At 37.2% G+C, this 17,829-nt stretch carries 16 protein-coding genes; 7 read left to right on the forward strand and 9 right to left on the reverse strand.

Features of this window, described 5'->3' with window-relative positions; all coding sequences use genetic code 11:
- Positions 1-3: 3 nt before the first annotated feature.
- The 4 genes from BAZ10_RS11695 to BAZ10_RS11710 form a co-directional block, all read right to left on the reverse strand.
- On the reverse strand, positions 4-615 hold the full coding sequence (locus BAZ10_RS11695; protein ID WP_009086711.1) for a 50S ribosomal protein L25/general stress protein Ctc: 612 nt from the start codon (positions 613-615) through the stop codon (positions 4-6).
- Between the two features lie 57 nt (positions 616-672).
- Positions 673-1,614, reverse strand: coding sequence for a ribose-phosphate pyrophosphokinase (locus BAZ10_RS11700; protein WP_009086713.1), 942 nt, complete (start codon positions 1,612-1,614; stop codon positions 673-675).
- An 83-nt stretch (positions 1,615-1,697) separates the two neighbouring features.
- Positions 1,698-3,221: an SGNH/GDSL hydrolase family protein gene (locus BAZ10_RS11705; protein WP_078772203.1), complete on the reverse strand. Its 1,524-nt coding sequence runs from the start codon at positions 3,219-3,221 to the stop codon at positions 1,698-1,700.
- A gap of 11 nt (positions 3,222-3,232) precedes the next feature.
- Positions 3,233-4,471, reverse strand: a complete 1,239-nt coding sequence (locus tag BAZ10_RS11710; protein ID WP_078772204.1) for an OmpP1/FadL family transporter — start codon at positions 4,469-4,471, stop codon at positions 3,233-3,235.
- A 346-nt stretch (positions 4,472-4,817) separates the two neighbouring features.
- On the opposite strand from BAZ10_RS11710, the gene BAZ10_RS11715 reads away from it, so the two are divergent.
- From BAZ10_RS11715 to BAZ10_RS11735, 5 genes are all read left to right on the forward strand, one after another.
- On the forward strand, positions 4,818-6,152 hold the full coding sequence (locus tag BAZ10_RS11715) for a PSP1 domain-containing protein (protein WP_078772205.1): 1,335 nt from the start codon (positions 4,818-4,820) through the stop codon (positions 6,150-6,152).
- Entirely contained in the window at positions 6,139-6,609 is a 471-nt protein-coding gene (locus tag BAZ10_RS11720) for a gliding motility lipoprotein GldH (protein ID WP_078772206.1), read from the forward strand. Before BAZ10_RS11715 ends, BAZ10_RS11720 begins: the two co-directional genes overlap by 14 nt.
- Positions 6,610-6,617: 8 nt before the next feature.
- Positions 6,618-8,996: a transglycosylase domain-containing protein gene (locus BAZ10_RS11725; protein ID WP_078772207.1), complete on the forward strand. Its 2,379-nt coding sequence runs from the start codon at positions 6,618-6,620 to the stop codon at positions 8,994-8,996.
- A gap of 35 nt (positions 8,997-9,031) precedes the next feature.
- Positions 9,032-10,570 carry a protein adenylyltransferase SelO gene (locus tag BAZ10_RS11730; RefSeq protein WP_078772208.1) on the forward strand — a complete coding sequence of 513 codons (1,539 nt, stop codon included), beginning with the start codon at positions 9,032-9,034 and terminating at the stop codon, positions 10,568-10,570.
- A 102-nt stretch (positions 10,571-10,672) separates the two neighbouring features.
- Positions 10,673-12,481, forward strand: a complete 1,809-nt coding sequence (locus tag BAZ10_RS11735) for a DUF885 domain-containing protein (protein ID WP_078772209.1) — start codon at positions 10,673-10,675, stop codon at positions 12,479-12,481.
- An 88-nt stretch (positions 12,482-12,569) separates the two neighbouring features.
- Here BAZ10_RS11735 and budA read toward each other — a convergent pair whose 3' ends face one another.
- Entirely contained in the window at positions 12,570-13,307 is a 738-nt protein-coding gene (budA, locus tag BAZ10_RS11740) for an acetolactate decarboxylase (protein WP_078772210.1), read from the reverse strand.
- A 264-nt stretch (positions 13,308-13,571) separates the two neighbouring features.
- Positions 13,572-14,192: an endonuclease III gene (gene nth / locus BAZ10_RS11745; protein WP_059156064.1), complete on the reverse strand. Its 621-nt coding sequence runs from the start codon at positions 14,190-14,192 to the stop codon at positions 13,572-13,574.
- A 32-nt stretch (positions 14,193-14,224) separates the two neighbouring features.
- On the opposite strand from nth, the gene bcp reads away from it, so the two are divergent.
- Entirely contained in the window at positions 14,225-14,674 is a 450-nt protein-coding gene (bcp, locus tag BAZ10_RS11750; protein WP_078772211.1) for a thioredoxin-dependent thiol peroxidase, read from the forward strand.
- Between the two features lie 155 nt (positions 14,675-14,829).
- On the forward strand, positions 14,830-15,723 hold the full coding sequence (locus BAZ10_RS11755; RefSeq protein WP_078772212.1) for a neutral zinc metallopeptidase: 894 nt from the start codon (positions 14,830-14,832) through the stop codon (positions 15,721-15,723).
- A gap of 59 nt (positions 15,724-15,782) precedes the next feature.
- Here BAZ10_RS11755 and BAZ10_RS11760 read toward each other — a convergent pair whose 3' ends face one another.
- From BAZ10_RS11760 to BAZ10_RS11770, 3 genes are read right to left on the reverse strand one after another with little or no spacing between them, the layout of a single operon-like run.
- Complete coding sequence (locus BAZ10_RS11760) at positions 15,783-16,289, reverse strand: GNAT family N-acetyltransferase (RefSeq protein WP_078772213.1); 507 nt, start codon at positions 16,287-16,289, stop codon at positions 15,783-15,785.
- Positions 16,276-16,728, reverse strand: a complete 453-nt coding sequence (locus BAZ10_RS11765; RefSeq protein WP_059325718.1) for a hypothetical protein — start codon at positions 16,726-16,728, stop codon at positions 16,276-16,278. The genes BAZ10_RS11760 and BAZ10_RS11765 overlap by 14 nt, the downstream gene beginning before the upstream one ends.
- A 13-nt stretch (positions 16,729-16,741) precedes the next feature.
- Entirely contained in the window at positions 16,742-17,809 is a 1,068-nt protein-coding gene (locus tag BAZ10_RS11770) for a calcium:proton antiporter (RefSeq protein ID WP_078772214.1), read from the reverse strand.
- Positions 17,810-17,829 lie beyond the last annotated feature (20 nt).

Below are 17,829 nucleotides of genomic sequence, written 5' to 3' on the forward strand. Positions count from 1 at the left end.
TGATTATGCTTCTGCTGCTTCAGTTGTTTCTTCATCATCATCGTCATCAGCCATTGCTCCAGCTTTCATAGCATTTCTAGACATCTTAACAGCTGCAATAACTGCATTGTCTGGGTGCATGAATGTGTAAGTTTCGGTCTTGATGTCTCCAACATAGATTTTGTTACCAATGTTTAGTTTAGTAACATCAACAACAACTTCATCTGGTAAGTTAGCTGGAAGAGCTCTTAACTTCAGTTTTCTGAAAGACTGACGTAGAACACCACCTCTAACAACACCTTTTGCACGTCCTGTAATTCTTACAGGAACTTCCATAATCACAGGCTTATCTTCTGATAACTGGTAGAAGTCAACGTGTAAAATTTTGTCAGTAATTGGGTGGAACTGAATGTCCTGAAGAACAGCTGGAATTACCTGACCATCAACCTCAATAGATACCGTGTGTGCTTCAGGAGTATAAACTAAAGCTTTAAAACTTTTCTCTTCAGTAGAGAAGTTTAAAATTTCAGTTCCTCCATAAACAACACAAGGAACTAATTCAGCATCACGTAAAGCTTTTGTAGACTTTTTGCCCACGCTTTCTCTTTTTGTACCTTGAATTGTAATAGATTTCATTATAAATGAATTTTAAAATGTTTAAAATTTTTCGAGTGCAAAGATATTAATTATTTTTTAAATAATAAATTTATCACTAATAGATTGATGCTCATGAACGCTTCTCATTACATCTGCGAACAAAGGAGCACAAGATAATACCTTAATTTTAGAGGATAATTCAGTGTTTACAGGAATTGTATCTGTAACGATTACTTCTAAAAGTTGAGACTTTTCAATGTTTTCATATGCTTTTCCGGAAAGTACACCATGTGTAGCCATTGCTCTTACTGTTTTAGCACCTTTTTCCATAAGGATGTCGGCGGCCTTGCAAAGAGTTCCTGCTGTATCGATCATATCGTCTATAAGAACAACATTTCTGTCTTTTACATCACCAATAAGGAACATTTCTTCTACTACATTTGCCTTTTTTCTTTCCTTATAGGCAATTACTACTTCTGCGCCTAGGTGGCCAGCATAGTTTTTAGCTCTTTTAGCTCCTCCCATATCCGGAGAGGCTATAGTAAGGTTTTCAAGATCTAAAGACTGAATGTAGTCAATGAAAATTGTAGAAGCATACAGGTGATCTACCGGAATTTCGAAGAATCCCTGAATCTGATCTGCATGTAAATCCATTGTCATAATTCTTGTAGCGCCAGCAGCTGTTAAAAGATTAGCCACTAATTTAGCACCTATCGGAGCTCTTGGCTTATCTTTTCTGTCTTGTCTTGCCAATCCATAGTAAGGGATAACAACTGTAATGTTTTTTGCAGAGGCTCTCTTTGCAGCATCAATCATTAGAAGAAGCTCTAATAAATTGTCTGCCGGAGGAAATGTTGATCCAATTAAGAATACCCTTCCGCCTCTTACAGACTGTTCTAATATAGGCTCAAACTCGCCATCGCTAAAATTTAAGATATTAATGGCTCCAAGATTCTGGCCATAGTGGGTAGCAATTTTCTCCGCCAGTTCTTTACTAGTTCTTGTAGAGAAAAGGTAGGTTGGTTGACTCTCAATCATCTTTACTTTTTATTTGGTGCAAATTTAAAAAAAACCACTCAATTGCTCGAGTGGTTTTTATAATTAATATTTAAATATTTGATTTACGGGAATTTAACGCCAGAGTAATCATTCGGATTCACCTGTGTTAAAGTGGATTTGTAAGTTTTATTAATTGCCTTAATAAACTCATTTGCAATAACTGCATATCCACGTCCTGTTAAGTGTACGCCATCAAGAGAGAAGGCTCCTCCTGTAACAAATGTTGCAGTATATTTTACGCCGTTGTACTGAATTCCTGACTGAGAACTCAACTCTTTCATTTTTGCGTTAGCATCTACGAAAGCATAGCCATTGGCAGTAGCGGCTGCCTGAATAGTTGTATTATAGCTTGCAATTGCTGCATTTATAGCTGTAACTTCTTTAACAGTTAATACATAATTGTCAGCGAAAGGATAAGCAACACCATTAGCTCCTAATGCTGCAGGAATTCCAGGAGGTAATGTAACCTGCGCTCCGATAGCACTTCTTGTAGTTAATGGAACCAAATCTCCCGGAGCTGCCTGTCTGGCCTGCCCGTATGTTGCACCTAAATAAGGAGCTAAAGCCACTAGTGTAGCATTTCCACTAGCAAGAGCTGCTGCAGTAATCTGTGGACCTAAATTAGTTAAACTTTCATCCTGAATTAGTAGAGGATTTGCTACAGTTTTAGAAAGAGGTTTAATTCTGTCTCCTGCCCCAAAAGCTGTTAATATCTGGTTTAGCGGTCCGTAAAGATTTGCATTCAACTGATCGATTGTTGCATTACCAACATTAACATCTCCTTTACCTAATGATGCAGCTGTAAGGGGGTTGTAAGGTACTGTTGTTAATGAAGGAATTGTTGTAACGTCCGGAATGTTTGCAATTACACCTTTTGCTTTTGTGCTGGCAATCTGAGCAACAAGAGCATTGTAGTAGGTTTTAAACATATCAGGAGGTGTTAACGTTTCTTTCGTGTCATCAGCACCTGCCAGAGCGTATAGTAAAGCATCATTGTTTCCGATCCATAATGAAAAGAATGTAGGCTTCTGAGAAATAAAGTCGGCAATAACAGAAGTTGTAGCACTGGATGCAAATCTTACAAAGTAAGGGTTTGCAGTTTTAGCAGCAAGACCTCCTGGATTACCATATCCTGGAGCAAGTAAATGCGCAACTTTTGCTCCTGGTACGCCCATATTATTGTAAGGTCTTCCGGCTGCTACATTATCTAATGCTGCTCCTGGATCTGAAGGTACAGGAGTTAAAGCTCCGTCCACAACTTTTAATTCTAATTTTCCTGAGAAACCAGGAATACCAATAAATCCGCCTGTATTATTAGGCATTAATGGTTGTTTGAATTCGCCTCCACCTGCAAGCTTCATCTGAGCTGCGATTATGGAAGGATAAGACTCCTTTTGTCCATCAAGGTAAAGAGCATTATCTCTATATCCGGAAGTTAGTGAGTTTCCTAAAGATATATAATTACTGAAGTCAGCATCACCGTTGGTAGGCTTTATACTTGATACATTTTGATCGAAGTCTGTTTTACAGCTCGATAAAGCAAGAAATGAAGCAACAGATAATGATGTTAGAATATATTTTTTCATGTTATTCAAGATTAAAATGCATTATATGAAAGACCAAGTCCAAAGATAAAAGCATTTCCTTTTATCTGTCCGTTCATGTTGTAGAAGTCATTGCTAACAGTTCTGCTTTTGTAGAAATTGTAGCTGGCTGCTAAGTCTACTCCAAGTTTTCCAAACTTAAGTCCAATACCTCCTGTTAATACATTGTTGTTCATAGAAGGAGTTTCCGGGCTAAATTGGTTATCGTTGTAAGGAGACTCGTCATAGTAATATCCAAGTCTTCCGGCGATCATATCAGTAAACCAGTATTGTGTACCGACTCTGTAAGATTTCGTGTTTTTGAAATTTTTAGGAGCTGAATAAACTCTCATATCACTTGGGTCGTTTCCTAATTTTGCGTTAGCAAAGTTAATGTTCAGCTTACTGTAACGATCCCATCCATAATAGTTGAAGTCTCCTGAAACTGACCATCTTGGAGTTACTTTATAAGTTAAACCAATTGTATATTCATCAACCAGTGGTAACATTGCTTTGAATGAATCTGATCCGGAACTGCTTAATCCCAAAGCAGGATATAATGCTGGCGATACATTGCTAAGTTGTACTGTACCATTGTCTGCTTTCATATCTACGGCAGAACGGTATGCGACAGAGATGTCTAATTTTTCGTCCGGACGGAAATAGAAACCTAATCCAAATCCATTTCCTTTTGCTTTTTCATCTTTAAGATTAGCTTCTCCGTTAACTAAAGTAGCGGACTTTGTCCAGTCCAGTTTACCTGTCGCGTGGATATAGCTAACCCCTACAGACATCCATGGTGCTAGCTTCACGGAGATCATAGGCTGGAAGAAGAATGATCTTAGATTTAGTTCCTGAACAACCTCTCTGCCTTCCCAGTTCTTATCCCAAACCAGGTGGCTGCCATATGGTGTTGTGAAACTGAAACCAACAGAAACATTCTCTAAAACCTTATAAGTTACTGCCGCGTAGATCGGAGTACTTATAGGATTGTCTGTTTTGTAGGATTGTAATGTTGAAGGATTCTGAAATGTCATTGATGTTTTTACCCCAAAGCCTCCAGCTGCAACGCTAAGCTTAGAAGGGATAAATGAAATACCTGCCGGGTTGAAGAATGCTACACTGGCATCTTCTGTATGAGCACTGGTATGAGCCATTGCAAGTTGCTTAACCCCTTGTAAGGATAGCCTGAAACCACCTGCATATGTTGCCATACTTGCTGCTAGTGCTACAGATAAAAAAACTTTTTTCATAATTACTGGAATAATTAATTTTCTCAAATATAAAATTATTTTATTTACAATTGTTAATTCTTCGTTAATATTTAAGGTTTTATCGGAAGAAAAACTATGTTTAAAATACTATTTAGCTACAAATATACTATATTAGGAGCGTTTAGGAGTCCTTGTTTTTTTGTTTAATTTTTGTATTTGTTAAATTAGCGGGGTATTCAGAAATTGCACTGTTTTTATATTTTTAATAATAGGTTTTATTATTTGAGAAAATGTTATTAAAATATGCCTAGTTGTGAAAAATATAAAATAAAAAAAGCATCAAAAAAATATTATAAATTTGCAGTAATTAATATAAATAGAAAATATGAGTTGTGGATGTAAGACATCCGGCGATTCTTCCCATTCGTGTGGACCGAAAATCTCCTCGAATGGCTGTGAAAATGTAGATACCTGCGGGAATAGTTATAAATTAAGCGTTTTTGACTGGTTATCCAATGTAGCTCAGCCTACATCGAATCAATGTCATTATGTAGAAGTAAGGTTTAAGAATGACCGTAAAGCTTTTTATTATAATGTAAATAAGCTGCCGCTTCATATTGGTAGTGTTGTCACAGTAGAATCAAGTCCCGGACATGATATAGGTGTCGTGAGCCTCACCGGAGAACTGGTGAAAATCCAAATGAAAAAGAAAAAGACCTCAGAAGATCAGGCTTTAAAAGTATACCGGATTGCTTCGGCTAAAGATGTAGAAATCTGGCAGGAAGCGCGTAGAAAGGAGGATGCTATTAAGCTGGAGGCTAGAAAAATTGCTCGGAATCTCAATCTTGAAATGAAGATTACTGATATCGAATATCAGGGAGATGGAGCAAAAATAACATTCTATTATACTGCGGAAGGAAGAGTAGACTTTAGACAGCTTATCAAAGAGTATGCTGTTGCTTTCCGTACTAAGATTGATATGAAACAGATTGGTTATCGCCAGGAAGCTGCTAAAGTAGGAGGTATAGGTTCTTGTGGGCGCGAGTTATGCTGCTCCACATGGCTAACAGACTTCCGTTCTGTAAATACACAGGCTGCAAGATACCAACAGCTAAGTATTAATCCGCAGAAATTAGCGGGTCAGTGCGGTAAACTGAAATGTTGTCTTAATTATGAGCTGGACAGTTATGTAGACGCTCTTAGTGATTTTCCGTCTTCATCTACTGTTTTAGATACTGAAAAAGGAAGAGCTTTCTGTATAAAGATCGACGTTTTCAAAAGAAAAATGTGGTTTGCGTATGTAGAAAATTCTATGAGTTGGTACGATTTGGATATCCAGATTGTAAAGAAGTTTATTGGTATGAATAAGAGAGGCGAAAAGATTCCACCTTTAGAAGACTATAAGGTAGACGATAAACCATTGCAGACTGTAGACCTTATTCAGGAGAATAATGTGGACCGTTTTGAAAGAAAAAGTAAAAACAGCCGCAACAGACAAAAAGGTCAAAAGCCTAATAATAACAATAAACAGGAAAACAGAACATTACAGCCAAAATCGGAAACAGAGCAAGTTTCTAAACCTAGACAGAAGCAAGAAGCTGAAAATACTGCTAAAGTTGCTCCTCAGGGAGAAAAAAAGCCAAATAAGCCGAATAATAAAAGTAAAGCGAATTTCCATAAAAATAAAAAGAGACCACCGAAGCCTGATGCAGGGGTATAAATTTCTTGTAGTTATTGCATTTTTAGGAGTACTAACTGGTTGTGTATCTCCTGATGAACAAGTTAGGACAATCTCTCTTGATGGTAAATGGGTGTCTAAATATCCGGCTCGTTTTGAGTTTGATATTCAGGATGCGCAGAATCCAAAAAATATTATATTTGTTATCCGGAATAATAATGAATATCCTTATATGAATCTACGCTTACAGGCCTCTGTATCAAAGATTAATGAAAAAGGAAAAGCTACTGAAATTCTGAATTATATGCTTGCAGAACCTAACGGAACATGGACCGGTACAGGATTTGGTGCAACAAAAGAGACCTTAGGTCGTTATAAGATGAATTACAGATTTCCGGGTAATGGGAAATATAAAATAGAACTAAAACACCTGATGTTTAAGAGTCCATTAACGGGACTGGAAGACATAGGAATAAAAATAGAAACGGTTAAGCCATAATATATTAAATGGAAAATAACACTAAAAATAAGCAGCAGTCATTTCCGCTGCCCCCTAAAAAGAAAAAACAGACTTCGGATAAAGGGGTGAAGAGATGGATAAAGTTTATATGGTTAGCTCTTGCGGCATTTGTCGTTGGGATTGCCGGACTTTTCTTTATGGTTTCTCAAGGATTTCTTGGAGAAATGCCGGATGTTAAAGAGCTTGAGAATCCTGACATCTATGTTGCATCAGAGATTATTTCATCCGATGGTGTTTCATTAGGAAAGTTTGAAAAGGAAAAAGTTATTCCTGTTAAATACAAAGACCTGCCACCTCACCTTATTTTTGCACTTCAGGCAAAAGAAGATGAGCGATTTAAAGAGCACTCAGGGATTGATATGAAATCCATTTTCAGAGCTGTTCGTTTTGGTGGTGGACGTGGTGGTGGATCTACTATTACTCAGCAGTTAGCAAAACTTCTTTTTACAAGAAATGTTTCTAAGAATAAGTTCCAGAGGGTATTTCAGAAACTAAAAGAATGGTCTGTAGCAGTAAGTTTGGAAAAGAGGTATACGAAAGAAGAAATCATAACACTTTATTTCAATAAATTCGACTTTACCTACAATGCAAACGGGATTGAAATGGCTTCAAGAATCTATTTCAATAAACATACAAATGAACTGACTCTGCCGGAAGCTGCAATGTTTGTGGCAATGCTGGAAGCTCCGAATGCAAACAATCCATTGAAAAATCCGGAGCGGGCAAAGCTCCGTAGAGATGTAGTATTAAAGCAAATGCTGGATACGGGGTATATTGATGATAATACCTATAATCAGGCTATTAATACACCAATTGTTACGGATTTTCATCCTGTAAAGAGTGTTAATGAAGGTTACTCAGCTTATTTTAAATTCTATCTTAGAAAAGAAATTGACGGATATCTTAAAGATTATGAAAAAGAAACAGGAAAACCTCTGAATCTTTTCCGTGACGGATTAAAGATATATGTGACTCTTGATTCAAGAATGCAGAAATATGCTGAAGAGGCTATTAAGCAACACTTAACTGTTCTTCAGAAAAACTTTGATGCTGAACAGGCACGAAATCCAAACAGACCTTACTATAAGATCAGTAAACAAACGGCGAATGATCTGATGATGGCTGCTGTAAAAAGAACAGGACGCTATAAACAAATGAAGGCTGAAGGAACATCTGAAGATTCCATCATGTTGGATTTTCACAAAAAGACTAAGTTAACAAGGTTTACATGGGATGGAGAAGAAGAAGTAGAAATGTCTCCCTGGGATTCGATCCGTTATCATAAGCAAATTGCACAGGCTGGTTTAATGTCTATGGAACCTGCTACAGGAAATATCAAGGCATGGGTAGGAGGAATTAACTGGCAGCACTATCAGTACGACCACGTAAAACAAGGTAAACGTCAGGTAGGATCTACATTCAAGCCATTTGTTTATGCTACTGCTATTATGAACCTGGGATATACACCATGTACGCCAGTCTCTAATGCAACATATAGCAAAGGAAAATATACAGTAGTAGGTAGAGGAGGAACACCAATGTTAAAAGATGCACTTGCTTATTCTCAAAACCCGGTAGCACTTAGATTAATTGATGCAACAGGAGTAGATAAAGTAATTCAGTTAGCAAGAGATTTAGGTGTTCAGAGTGATATGCCAAAAAACAATACAATTGCTCTGGGTTCTTCAGATATTACAATTTATGAGATGTTGGGCGCATACAGTACATTTGCTAACTTTGGTACTTATACTAAACCAGAAATGGTATGGCGTATTGAAGATCCAAACGGCCGATTAATAAAAGAAGTAAAGCCTGAATCCAAAGAAGTCATGAATGAAGTGTATGCTTATACAATGATTGACATGATGAAGGGTGTTGCAGAATATGGTACAGCATCTTCCGGACTGAAAAGATTGGGGATTAATGCTGAGATAGCCGCTAAAACAGGTACAACCAATAATAACTCGGACGGTTGGTTTATGGGGATTACTCCTAAACTGGCAACTGGTGTATGGGTAGGTTGGGAAGACCGTGCAACCCACTTCTATAGTACTGGTGAAGGGCAAGGTGCGAGAATGGCACTGCCAATATGGGGATATTTTATGCAGCGTGTTTATAAGGACAAATCATTGGGGATAACACAGGAAGATAGATTCGTGAAACCTTCCGCATATGACGGATGTAATTCACTAAAAGGTCTTGGAGGTTATGGTGATGAAGGAGGACTTCAGACGATTGATGAGGTGAGGAATCCTAGACCGCCATCCAATAATGGTAACCCTGATAACAATGGGCAACCGGCGAAAAAAGAAGAAAATATTAACGATAAGATCAATAAGACAGACGATATTGATTTTAATAAATAAAAATATAAGCCGGATAACATCCGGCTTTTTTTATCATGATGAACTTGCCAGAAATCAAACAGCCTTTTAAAGAAGCTTTCCCAGGCGATAATACATACAATAATTATCCAAGGCAGACTCCAGGTATACTTTATGCCCTTGTTGAGCCTATGGAATTCCCAAAACCTGAACTGATTCTCTTTAATGAAGAATTAGGAAAAGAGCTGATGATCTCTAAAGATAACATCGGTCTGTTTAGCGGGCAGATGCTTCCGGAAGGAGTTACAACATATGCTACTGCCTATGCCGGACACCAGTTTGGTAACTGGGCAGGTCAGTTAGGAGATGGTCGTGCAATCAATATTGGAGAAGTTAAGAGCCAATCCGGGAAGAATATAGAATTGCAATATAAAGGAGCCGGAAGTACTCCTTACTCCAGAAATGCGGATGGCAGAGCTGTTTTTCGATCTTCACTCAGAGAATATCTGATGAGCGAGTCTATGTATCATTTAAGGATTTCTACAACCCGTGCTTTAAGCCTTGTAAAGACAGGCGAAAATGTAATACGGGATATGTTCTACAATGGGCATCCGGAAGCAGAAAACGGAGCTGTGATTATAAGAACTGCCGAAAGCTTTATTAGATTCGGACATTTTGAATTATTGGCTGCAAGAAAAGAAACGGATACGCTGAAGCAGTTAATGGACTGGGTAATAGAACGATATTTTCCGGAAATTAAAGGGGAAACGAATACTGAGAAATACCTTATTTGGTTCCGGGAAGTTGCTCAGAGAACGGCTGATACTATTATTGACTGGTTTAGGGTAGGTTTTGTTCATGGTGTAATGAATACCGATAATATGTCCATTCTGGGACTAACTATAGATTATGGACCCTTCAGTATGTTAGATGAATATAGTTTGAATTTTACGCCCAATACAACCGATCTGCCAGGGAGAAGATATGCCTTTGGAAAGCAGGCTAATATTGCACACTGGAATTTGTTTCAGTTGGCGAATGCTATTTTTGCCGTTATAAATGATCAGGAAGGCTTAGAAGAAATACTCAATGATTTTTCAAAATACTTCTGGACTGGTTATGATAAGATGATGGCTGAAAAGCTAGGCTTAGATGGAGTAAAAGAAAGTGATCAGTCACTTCTTCTGGAATGGCAGAAATTAATGGACGAGCTAAAGCTGGATTATACTTTGTTTTTTTCTTTATTAGAGAAAGTAGATACTCAGACCAATGCGGCTTTGCATTTCGAGCCTTGTTTTTACTACAGTCTTACCCAATCACAGGCATTGCAACTTGAGAGCTTTGTACAGCATTATTCAGACAGGAAGGCGCTAAATACAATTCCCGCAGAAGAATCTCTGCAAAAAATGCAGAAAGCAAATCCTAAATTTATTTTAAGAAATTACCTGCTTTTTCAATGTATTGAAGAAACAGATCAAGGTGATTTTACTTTACTCAACAAGCTATTGAAAGCATTAGAGAATCCTTATGAAGAACTGTATCCGGAGTTCTCGGTAAAACGACCAGACTGGGCGGGAGATCAGCCAGGCTGTTCGACATTATCATGTAGCTCATAGTATACAAAGCTTCTCTGATGGTAGAGAATACGATACGTAAATATTGATTTTCTGTTTTTTATCATGCCAAGAATGGTTACTTTTGAGTAAACAATCTTTTCTATGAAAAAACTAATTAAAATAGGAATGCTTGCTTCTATGGGATTGACATTAGCTGTGATATCCTGTCAGAAGAAAGATTCTGCAAAAAATGAAGCTGCGGATAGTAGAGAAAATGATAAACTGGTAAAACTTGCAGATAAATACTATGAGGCATACCTGAAGCTTAGTCCTTTAGATGCTACATATCAGGGAGATTTAAGATATAATGATCTGTTGCCTGATAATATCGACGCAAAAGTTATTACCGGAGAAATTAATTTTTACAATAACACGATAAAAGAGCTTTCTAAAGTTAATTATGAAGCTTTGGATGATCAGCACAAGGTAATCTTTGATGTACTGGATAATCAGCTTAAAACAAAGGTAGAGAGCTATGTCTATCATCCCGAATATATTCCGTTTAGCCAGTTTGATGGTCTGCCACTTACAATGCCTTTACTGGGAAGCGGGAAGGGAAGTCAGCCCTTCAAAACAGCAAAAGATTACGATAACTGGTTAAAGCGTATGGATCAGTTTCCTGCATGGATGGCTACTGCCGAGCAAAACTTCCGTACAGGAATAAAAAATAAAATGGTATTGCCTAAAAAGCTTGTGGTGAAAATGATCCCACAGATGAATGCCTCTGAAATTATAACGACAGAATTTGATAAAAATATCTTTTACGGGCCTGTAAAGGAGTTTCCAAAAGACTTCACTGCAGATCAGAAGCAGAAATATACCAAACTTTTCCAGGAGGCTATTAAAGATAAAATTATTCCTGTGTATTCTCGTATGGGTAAATTCCTAAAAGAAGAATATTTGCCTAATGCCCGTGATACAGATGGTTATAATGCTTTGCCAAATGGTAAGGATATATACGCTTATTATGTAAAAACATGGACAACAACCAGCAGAACGCCGGATGAAATACATAAAACGGGCCTTGAGGAAGTGGCGCGAATCCGTGGAGAAATGGAAAAAGTAAAAGAGCAGGTAGGTTATAAAGGATCATTGGAAGAGTTTTTGGCTCATGTGAAAAATGACCCAAAAGCAATGCCGTATAAAACTTCAAAAGAGATTCTGGATGGATTTCAGGGGATTCTGACAAAGATTACCCCGAAGCTAAAAACAATGTTTAACGTAACGCCAAAAACACCATTTGAAATACGTCAGACTGAGAAATTCAGGGAGGCTACTGCCAGTGCAGAATATATGCAGGGAACTCCTGATGGTAAGAGACCAGGGATTTTTTATATTCCTATTCCCGACCCTAAGAAGTTTAATGTAACCAGTGGAATGGAATCTTTGTTTCTGCATGAAGCAATCCCGGGGCATCATTATCAGGTTTCTTTGCAACAGGAAAATACAAAATTGCCTAAGTTTATGCGTTTTGGCTGGTTAGGAGCCTATGGTGAAGGTTGGGCGCTGTATTGCGAATCCCTGGGACCAGAGTTTGGACTTTATACGGATCCTTATCAGAAATTGGGTTCGCTGAGCGACGAAATGATGAGAGCGGTTCGACTGGTAGTTGATACGGGTATTCATACAGGACAAATGACGAGAGAGCAGGCTATAAAATATTTTCTGAGTAATGTGGCTTATGATGAAGCGGGAGCAACTGCGGAGATCGAACGTTATATGGCGATACCAGGACAAGCGTTGAGTTATAAAACCGGGGCTTTAAAAATAAGAGAGCTAAGAACAAAATATGAAAAACAACTTGGGGCTAAATTTAGTCTGGCATCTTTCCATGATGAGGTACTGAGTCAGGGATGCCTGCCACTAAGTGTTCTGGAAAGAAAAATGGAGCTTTGGTCTAAGAAGCAATAAAAGACAGGATATTTCCTTTAGAATATAAAGACATCATAGGTATTGGCCTATGATGTCTTTTTATAGAATGTACTCAGGAAGATAGGTTTTAGTAGCCTCTTCCTACTTTTTCCAGGTCATCATTGCGTTTGTTTCGGAATCTGAATTGGTGAAAAGAGGGATCAGAATAAACTTCCAATTCCATGCTCTTTAGCTCTGCAATTTCTATTTTAAGATTTTCAGCTGTAAAGTCTAAAAGATGACCGCCATGCTTTTTGTCGGCAGAGAGAAAGTGAAAATGAAAACCACTCACATTTATTCCGTTTAAATATTCTGGTAAAAAATAACCAATAAGTGTCCCCTGGACGTTGTTGAAATTAAATACCCTCTGCTTGTCCAGAATAGTAGAAAGAATAGGAAAAGGAGCTTCTGTCAGTGGAAAAGCTCTTGTTCTTATATGTTCGAATTCTCCGGTTATTTTTATAGCATACATGGCGTTTTTGTTCTCGAGAGTATTCGTAATAATTCTATATAGTGATTCTCTGGCTGTTGTGGTATTGATATGGGAAATCAAATCAGCTTCAAAAAATGTAACAGATGAAAATGCAATCAGATGATCGTCTTTGAGAATTGTAGTTTCTCCATCTGATTTGGTTTGGAAAGCCTTTCCGTCCAGGATTGTTAATTCTCCGTCCAGCATTCCGGGAGCGCCAAGGCCAAAATCACCTTTTTGTTTCAGGCTTCTGACAGAAATGGTTCCTTCATAAAGTCCCCCGATCAGGGCTTCGGATATGCCATAATTATAGAGAATATTCGTGGTTTTTTCTTTCTGCCTACTTGTACTCATTGTGTTGTAATTTGGTGTGTGATTATTTTGAATAGCAATTTCTTTACTTTTGCATTCCTAAATTAAAAATTATTATGTAATCTGGCCTAATTTATTTGTTATATTTTGCTTAATAAATAATTATTATTGAATTAATTTTAACTTCAATAAGTTTTAATTACAAATTATTATTAATTTATATAACAGCCCCGATAAGAGAACTTTCTTATCGGGGCTGATTTTTCACTCCAGAAATAGAGTTTATTTTATATGAAAAGATAAGTGCTACTTATCAAATAACATTTTAGTTAAAAAATCCTTTTCACCTTTACCGCGGGCAGGAGAATACTCTCTTCCGTAAAATATAATCTGAAGATGAAGTTTGTTCCATGCGCTTTTTGGAAATAGCTTTTTAGCATCGGCTTCTACCTGTTCTACATTTTTGCCTTCTGAAAGTTTCCATTGCTTCATTAGTCTGTTGATATGGGTGTCCACCGGAAATGCGGGGTGTCCGAATGCTTGTGACATTACTACAGAAGCTGTTTTATGGCCAACACCCGGTAGATTTTCAAGATCTTCAAAACTTTCCGGGACAATTCCCTGATGTCTTTCTACAAGAAGCTCAGCCATTCTTTTCAGATTTTTAGCTTTGGTATTCGATAAGCCAATCTCTTTTATCAGCTCTTTAATTTCGAATTCTTCCAAACGGGCCATCTGTTGTGGGGTTTGTGCTTTTGCAAAAAGCATAGGAGTTACTTCATTTACTTTTTTGTCTGTTGTCTGTGCAGAAAGCGCTACAGCAACTAAAAGTGTATAAGGATCGAAGTGGTCTAAAGGGATTGGTACCTGAGGATATAGTTTCTCCAGTTCTGTCATTACAGTTTCCGCTCTTTGCTTTTTGGTCATAGAAGTAGTAATTTTAAACAAAAATAAAGAATATGTTACAAGTAGGTGATAAGCTTCCTCAATTTAAAGGAATAAACCAAAATGGTGCTGAAATCGATTCAAGAAATTATTCAGGTAAGAAGCTGGTTGTTTTCTTTTATCCTAAAGCAAGTACTCCGGGATGTACAGCAGAGGCATGCAACCTGAGAGACAATTATACAATACTAAAAGAAAAAGGATATCAGCTATTAGGTATTAGTGCTGACGATGAAAAGAGACAAAAGAATTTCTCCGATAAATACAGTTTTCCTTTTGATCTTTTAGCAGATACTAATAAAGAAGTGATAGAAGCTTTTGGTGTATGGCAGCTAAAGAAATTCATGGGAAGAGAATTTATGGGAATTGTACGCACAACTTTTGTTTTTGATGAAAATGGAACCTGTATAAAGGTTATTGATAAGGTTAAAACTAAAGATCACGCACAGCAATTATTAGAAGAATAGCGTTTCATAAGGGAGTGTATGAATTTTATTATGCCAAACATAGTAATAAAAAATATTAAATTATAGTTGATTGGTAGAATAAATGTAGATTTACCACCGCATGATAAAAGTCATATTTAATCATGTGAATAAACCAAATAACAAATTAATTTATTATGAAAAAAAGATTCATTCCCCTTTTGCTGGTAGGGACACTAGCAACGACTCTTCTTGTTTCCTGCAGCAGAGAAGACAACACAGCAGAACAATCAATCACAACAGAAGCATTGGTATCGCCGTCTGCGTCTGAACTATTATGTAGCTATGTAGATCAAAACTGGACCTTTAGCTCTGTTTTAAAGACTGGACTTACTACAACAGCTGACACTAATTTTATGAACACTCAGGTTCAAAAAAACGCTTCGCTTTGGGGGTTAAGTACTCCTGTTCTGAGATTTGTAGATGATCCGTCAAATCCTTCATCTACTTACAATGCAATCTCCTATTCAACAGGGAAAATTTATTATGGTTATGCAATCTATAAGGATGCGAAAACAAAAAGCTCTGACAATATTGTAAATGCCATGATACTTGCCCATGAGTACGGACACCAGTTACAATATAAATACAATATTCCTTCAGTTCAGGAAAGTACAGCACGTTCCAGTGAATTGGAAGCCGATGGTTTTGCAGGTTATTACCTAAGAAGACCTGCAGGTTTTAATAAGACTGATTTCTCTCAGATTGCAGCGGCTTATGAGTTTGCAGCATCTATCGGAGATAATCAGGTTAATAATCCCAATCATCATGGTACTTCTCCTCAGAGAAGAGCTGCGGTACGTTTAGGATTTTTATTAGGTCAGTATTCTTTGACTGCGACGGGATTTGACTCTAACTTCTTTTATTATTATTCCAATGTGTTAAACGGGCAGGATCCTGCTTTGCAACCTAGTGCCAGCAACTTTAAAGTTGATCCTGAAATTGATAAAACTATCCGTGCACACATGGCTGAGTTGAAGAAAATTGCAAGTGGAGAAATTTCTGCTGAGGAATTCAAAAACCTTAACTAAATTAAACTCAGATATAAATCTATCAAAAAAGACCGGCTCATTAGAGCCGGTCTTTTATTTTATTCAGTTTCAAAGTACATGAGTACTTCATTGTCATTTGGGAGGGAGACATCTTTTACATAAGTCAATCCTAACTTTCCGAGAAGCTTTTGAGATGCAAAATTTTCTTTTGAAGTGATAGCGGAAAGTTTTTCCAGGCCGAAATCTTTCATGCCGATTTCTTTTACTTTTATGGCTGCTTCATAAGCGTAGCCCTTTCCTTCGTATTCTTCCAGAAAGGAATAGCCAATATCCATTATAGGAAGGCCTTCTCTTTCGAAAATACCTACAGCTCCAATGGTCTCATTGTTCTCTTTCAGTGTAATTGTGTAATTCCCGAAACCAGATCTTTCGAGCTGAGGAAGAAATCTGTTCTGAATATAAGTCTGAGCATCATCGATGCTACGTAGATTTTTATCTCCTATATATTGAATAAACTTAGGTCTGTTATACAGATCCAGGAGAAAAGCAGCGTCATCAAGCGTTATAGGCTTTATAATCAGACGTTCAGTTTCATATGTTTTCAATGCGATTACCTTTTATAATTTTAAATATTTCATCCCGGCCGGTTTCTGCGTCCATTATATATTTTCCTCTTCCAAAAATAAAAATAATAAATCCTATGGAAAGTATTATAAGTAAAGATGTTAAATCGTTATATGATGAATATAGAGCGTATAATAAGATGCAAGAATAAATAATAATATCAGTCCAGGGGTACAGTGCAGAAATATCAACAATATTATATCCTTCTCTTTTAATAATATCTCCCTGAAGAGTCACTTTTGTAATGCTCCTATAAGTTTCAATTTTTCTTAGCCTAAAACTTCTTGTATTGATATCTCCCTCGAACAGTTTTGGTTTATTTTTTAAATAATTTCTAAAAAATACCTTGGATTCAATATGTTCGGAAAGTGCATCTCTTATTTCTTCAGCAGATAATCCTGTTGTGATCCTAAACCTCATTGTACCACAAATATTAAGGAACAATAACATTAAAGATATAAGCGACTAAACTTACTAATAATACAACTCCGTAATGGAGGTTGGTTTTTCCCTGATTAAGCGAAAGCATTACAATAAAGAAGGACAATGCCAGTAATACCATAGACTTCACATCAATACCCAGTACAAGATCTATATCGTACATTAAGCATACCACCACAACAGCAGGAATAGTTAAACCAATACTGGCTAATGCGGACCCTAATGCAAGATTAAGACTGGTTTGTAATTGATTTTTCCGGGCCGCTTTAATAGCAGAGATTCCTTCCGGAAGCAATACTACAGCTGCGATAATTACCCCGACCAATGATTTTGGTGCACCAATATCGATTACCATTTTCTCTATACTTGGAGAAAGTGTTTTGGCAAGCAGTACAACGATTCCTAAACACAGTACAAGAAATACAAGGCTTAAAATCATCTTTTGCGTGGTAACCTTCTCATGTGGCTGGCTTTCGCCTTCGGTAACAAAGTAATCTTTATGTCTTACGGTTTGTACCATAATAAAGGAGCCATATAGAATCAAAGAAACAACGGCTGCAAAGATTAGCTGTGAAGTATTATAATAAGGGCCACGTACACTTGTTGTGTAATTAGGGAGTACCAATGTAAGAACAAGAATAGAGATAAGTGTAATAAGGGCTGTATTTGCAGATTTTTTTCCAAAATACTGCTCATGGAATTTGGCACCACCGATTAGTAAACATAAACCAATGATACCATTCAGAATGAGCATAATTGCCGCAAGGACTGTATCTCTTGGTAAGGTTTCTGCTTCAGGGCCTCCTGCTACCATTAAAGAAATAATAAGAGCTACTTCTATAACGGTGATGGCTATTGCCAGAATGATTGTTCCAAACGGCTCTCCTAATTTGTGTGCAATTGTCTCGGCATGATGTACCGCAGCAAGTACAGAACCGATAAGTAAAACTCCTGCAAAAATTTCTGAAATTATATTATTATTGATTCCGAGCATATAAATTCCCCACGCAAGAAGAGGGAGAATAAATGCCCAGAAAGGCTGAAAGATCTTAATAGACATATTCAATTTGTTATAGCCAC

Source organism: Elizabethkingia occulta, from assembly GCF_002023715.1.
GTDB classification, from domain to species: domain Bacteria; phylum Bacteroidota; class Bacteroidia; order Flavobacteriales; family Weeksellaceae; genus Elizabethkingia; species Elizabethkingia occulta.

What these genes read in the sequence shown, in the direction of transcription:
- BAZ10_RS11695 (WP_009086711.1), bottom strand. Translation starts at nt 615, where the DNA reads ATGAAATCTATTACAATTCAAGGTACAAAAAGAGAAAGCGTGGGCAAA.
- BAZ10_RS11700 (WP_009086713.1), bottom strand. Translation starts at nt 1,614, where the DNA reads ATGATTGAGAGTCAACCAACCTACCTTTTCTCTACAAGAACTAGTAAA.
- BAZ10_RS11705 (WP_078772203.1), bottom strand. Translation starts at nt 3,221, where the DNA reads ATGAAAAAATATATTCTAACATCATTATCTGTTGCTTCATTTCTTGCT.
- BAZ10_RS11710 (WP_078772204.1), bottom strand. Translation starts at nt 4,471, where the DNA reads ATGAAAAAAGTTTTTTTATCTGTAGCACTAGCAGCAAGTATGGCAACA.
- BAZ10_RS11715 (WP_078772205.1), top strand. Translation starts at nt 4,818, where the DNA reads ATGAGTTGTGGATGTAAGACATCCGGCGATTCTTCCCATTCGTGTGGA.
- BAZ10_RS11720 (WP_078772206.1), top strand. Translation starts at nt 6,139, where the DNA reads ATGCAGGGGTATAAATTTCTTGTAGTTATTGCATTTTTAGGAGTACTA.
- BAZ10_RS11725 (WP_078772207.1), top strand. Translation starts at nt 6,618, where the DNA reads ATGGAAAATAACACTAAAAATAAGCAGCAGTCATTTCCGCTGCCCCCT.
- BAZ10_RS11730 (WP_078772208.1), top strand. Translation starts at nt 9,032, where the DNA reads ATGATGAACTTGCCAGAAATCAAACAGCCTTTTAAAGAAGCTTTCCCA.
- BAZ10_RS11735 (WP_078772209.1), top strand. Translation starts at nt 10,673, where the DNA reads ATGAAAAAACTAATTAAAATAGGAATGCTTGCTTCTATGGGATTGACA.
- budA (WP_078772210.1), bottom strand. Translation starts at nt 13,307, where the DNA reads ATGAGTACAAGTAGGCAGAAAGAAAAAACCACGAATATTCTCTATAAT.
- nth (WP_059156064.1), bottom strand. Translation starts at nt 14,192, where the DNA reads ATGACCAAAAAGCAAAGAGCGGAAACTGTAATGACAGAACTGGAGAAA.
- bcp (WP_078772211.1), top strand. Translation starts at nt 14,225, where the DNA reads ATGTTACAAGTAGGTGATAAGCTTCCTCAATTTAAAGGAATAAACCAA.
- BAZ10_RS11755 (WP_078772212.1), top strand. Translation starts at nt 14,830, where the DNA reads ATGAAAAAAAGATTCATTCCCCTTTTGCTGGTAGGGACACTAGCAACG.
- BAZ10_RS11765 (WP_059325718.1), bottom strand. Translation starts at nt 16,728, where the DNA reads ATGAGGTTTAGGATCACAACAGGATTATCTGCTGAAGAAATAAGAGAT.
- BAZ10_RS11770 (WP_078772214.1), bottom strand. Translation starts at nt 17,809, where the DNA reads ATGTCTATTAAGATCTTTCAGCCTTTCTGGGCATTTATTCTCCCTCTT.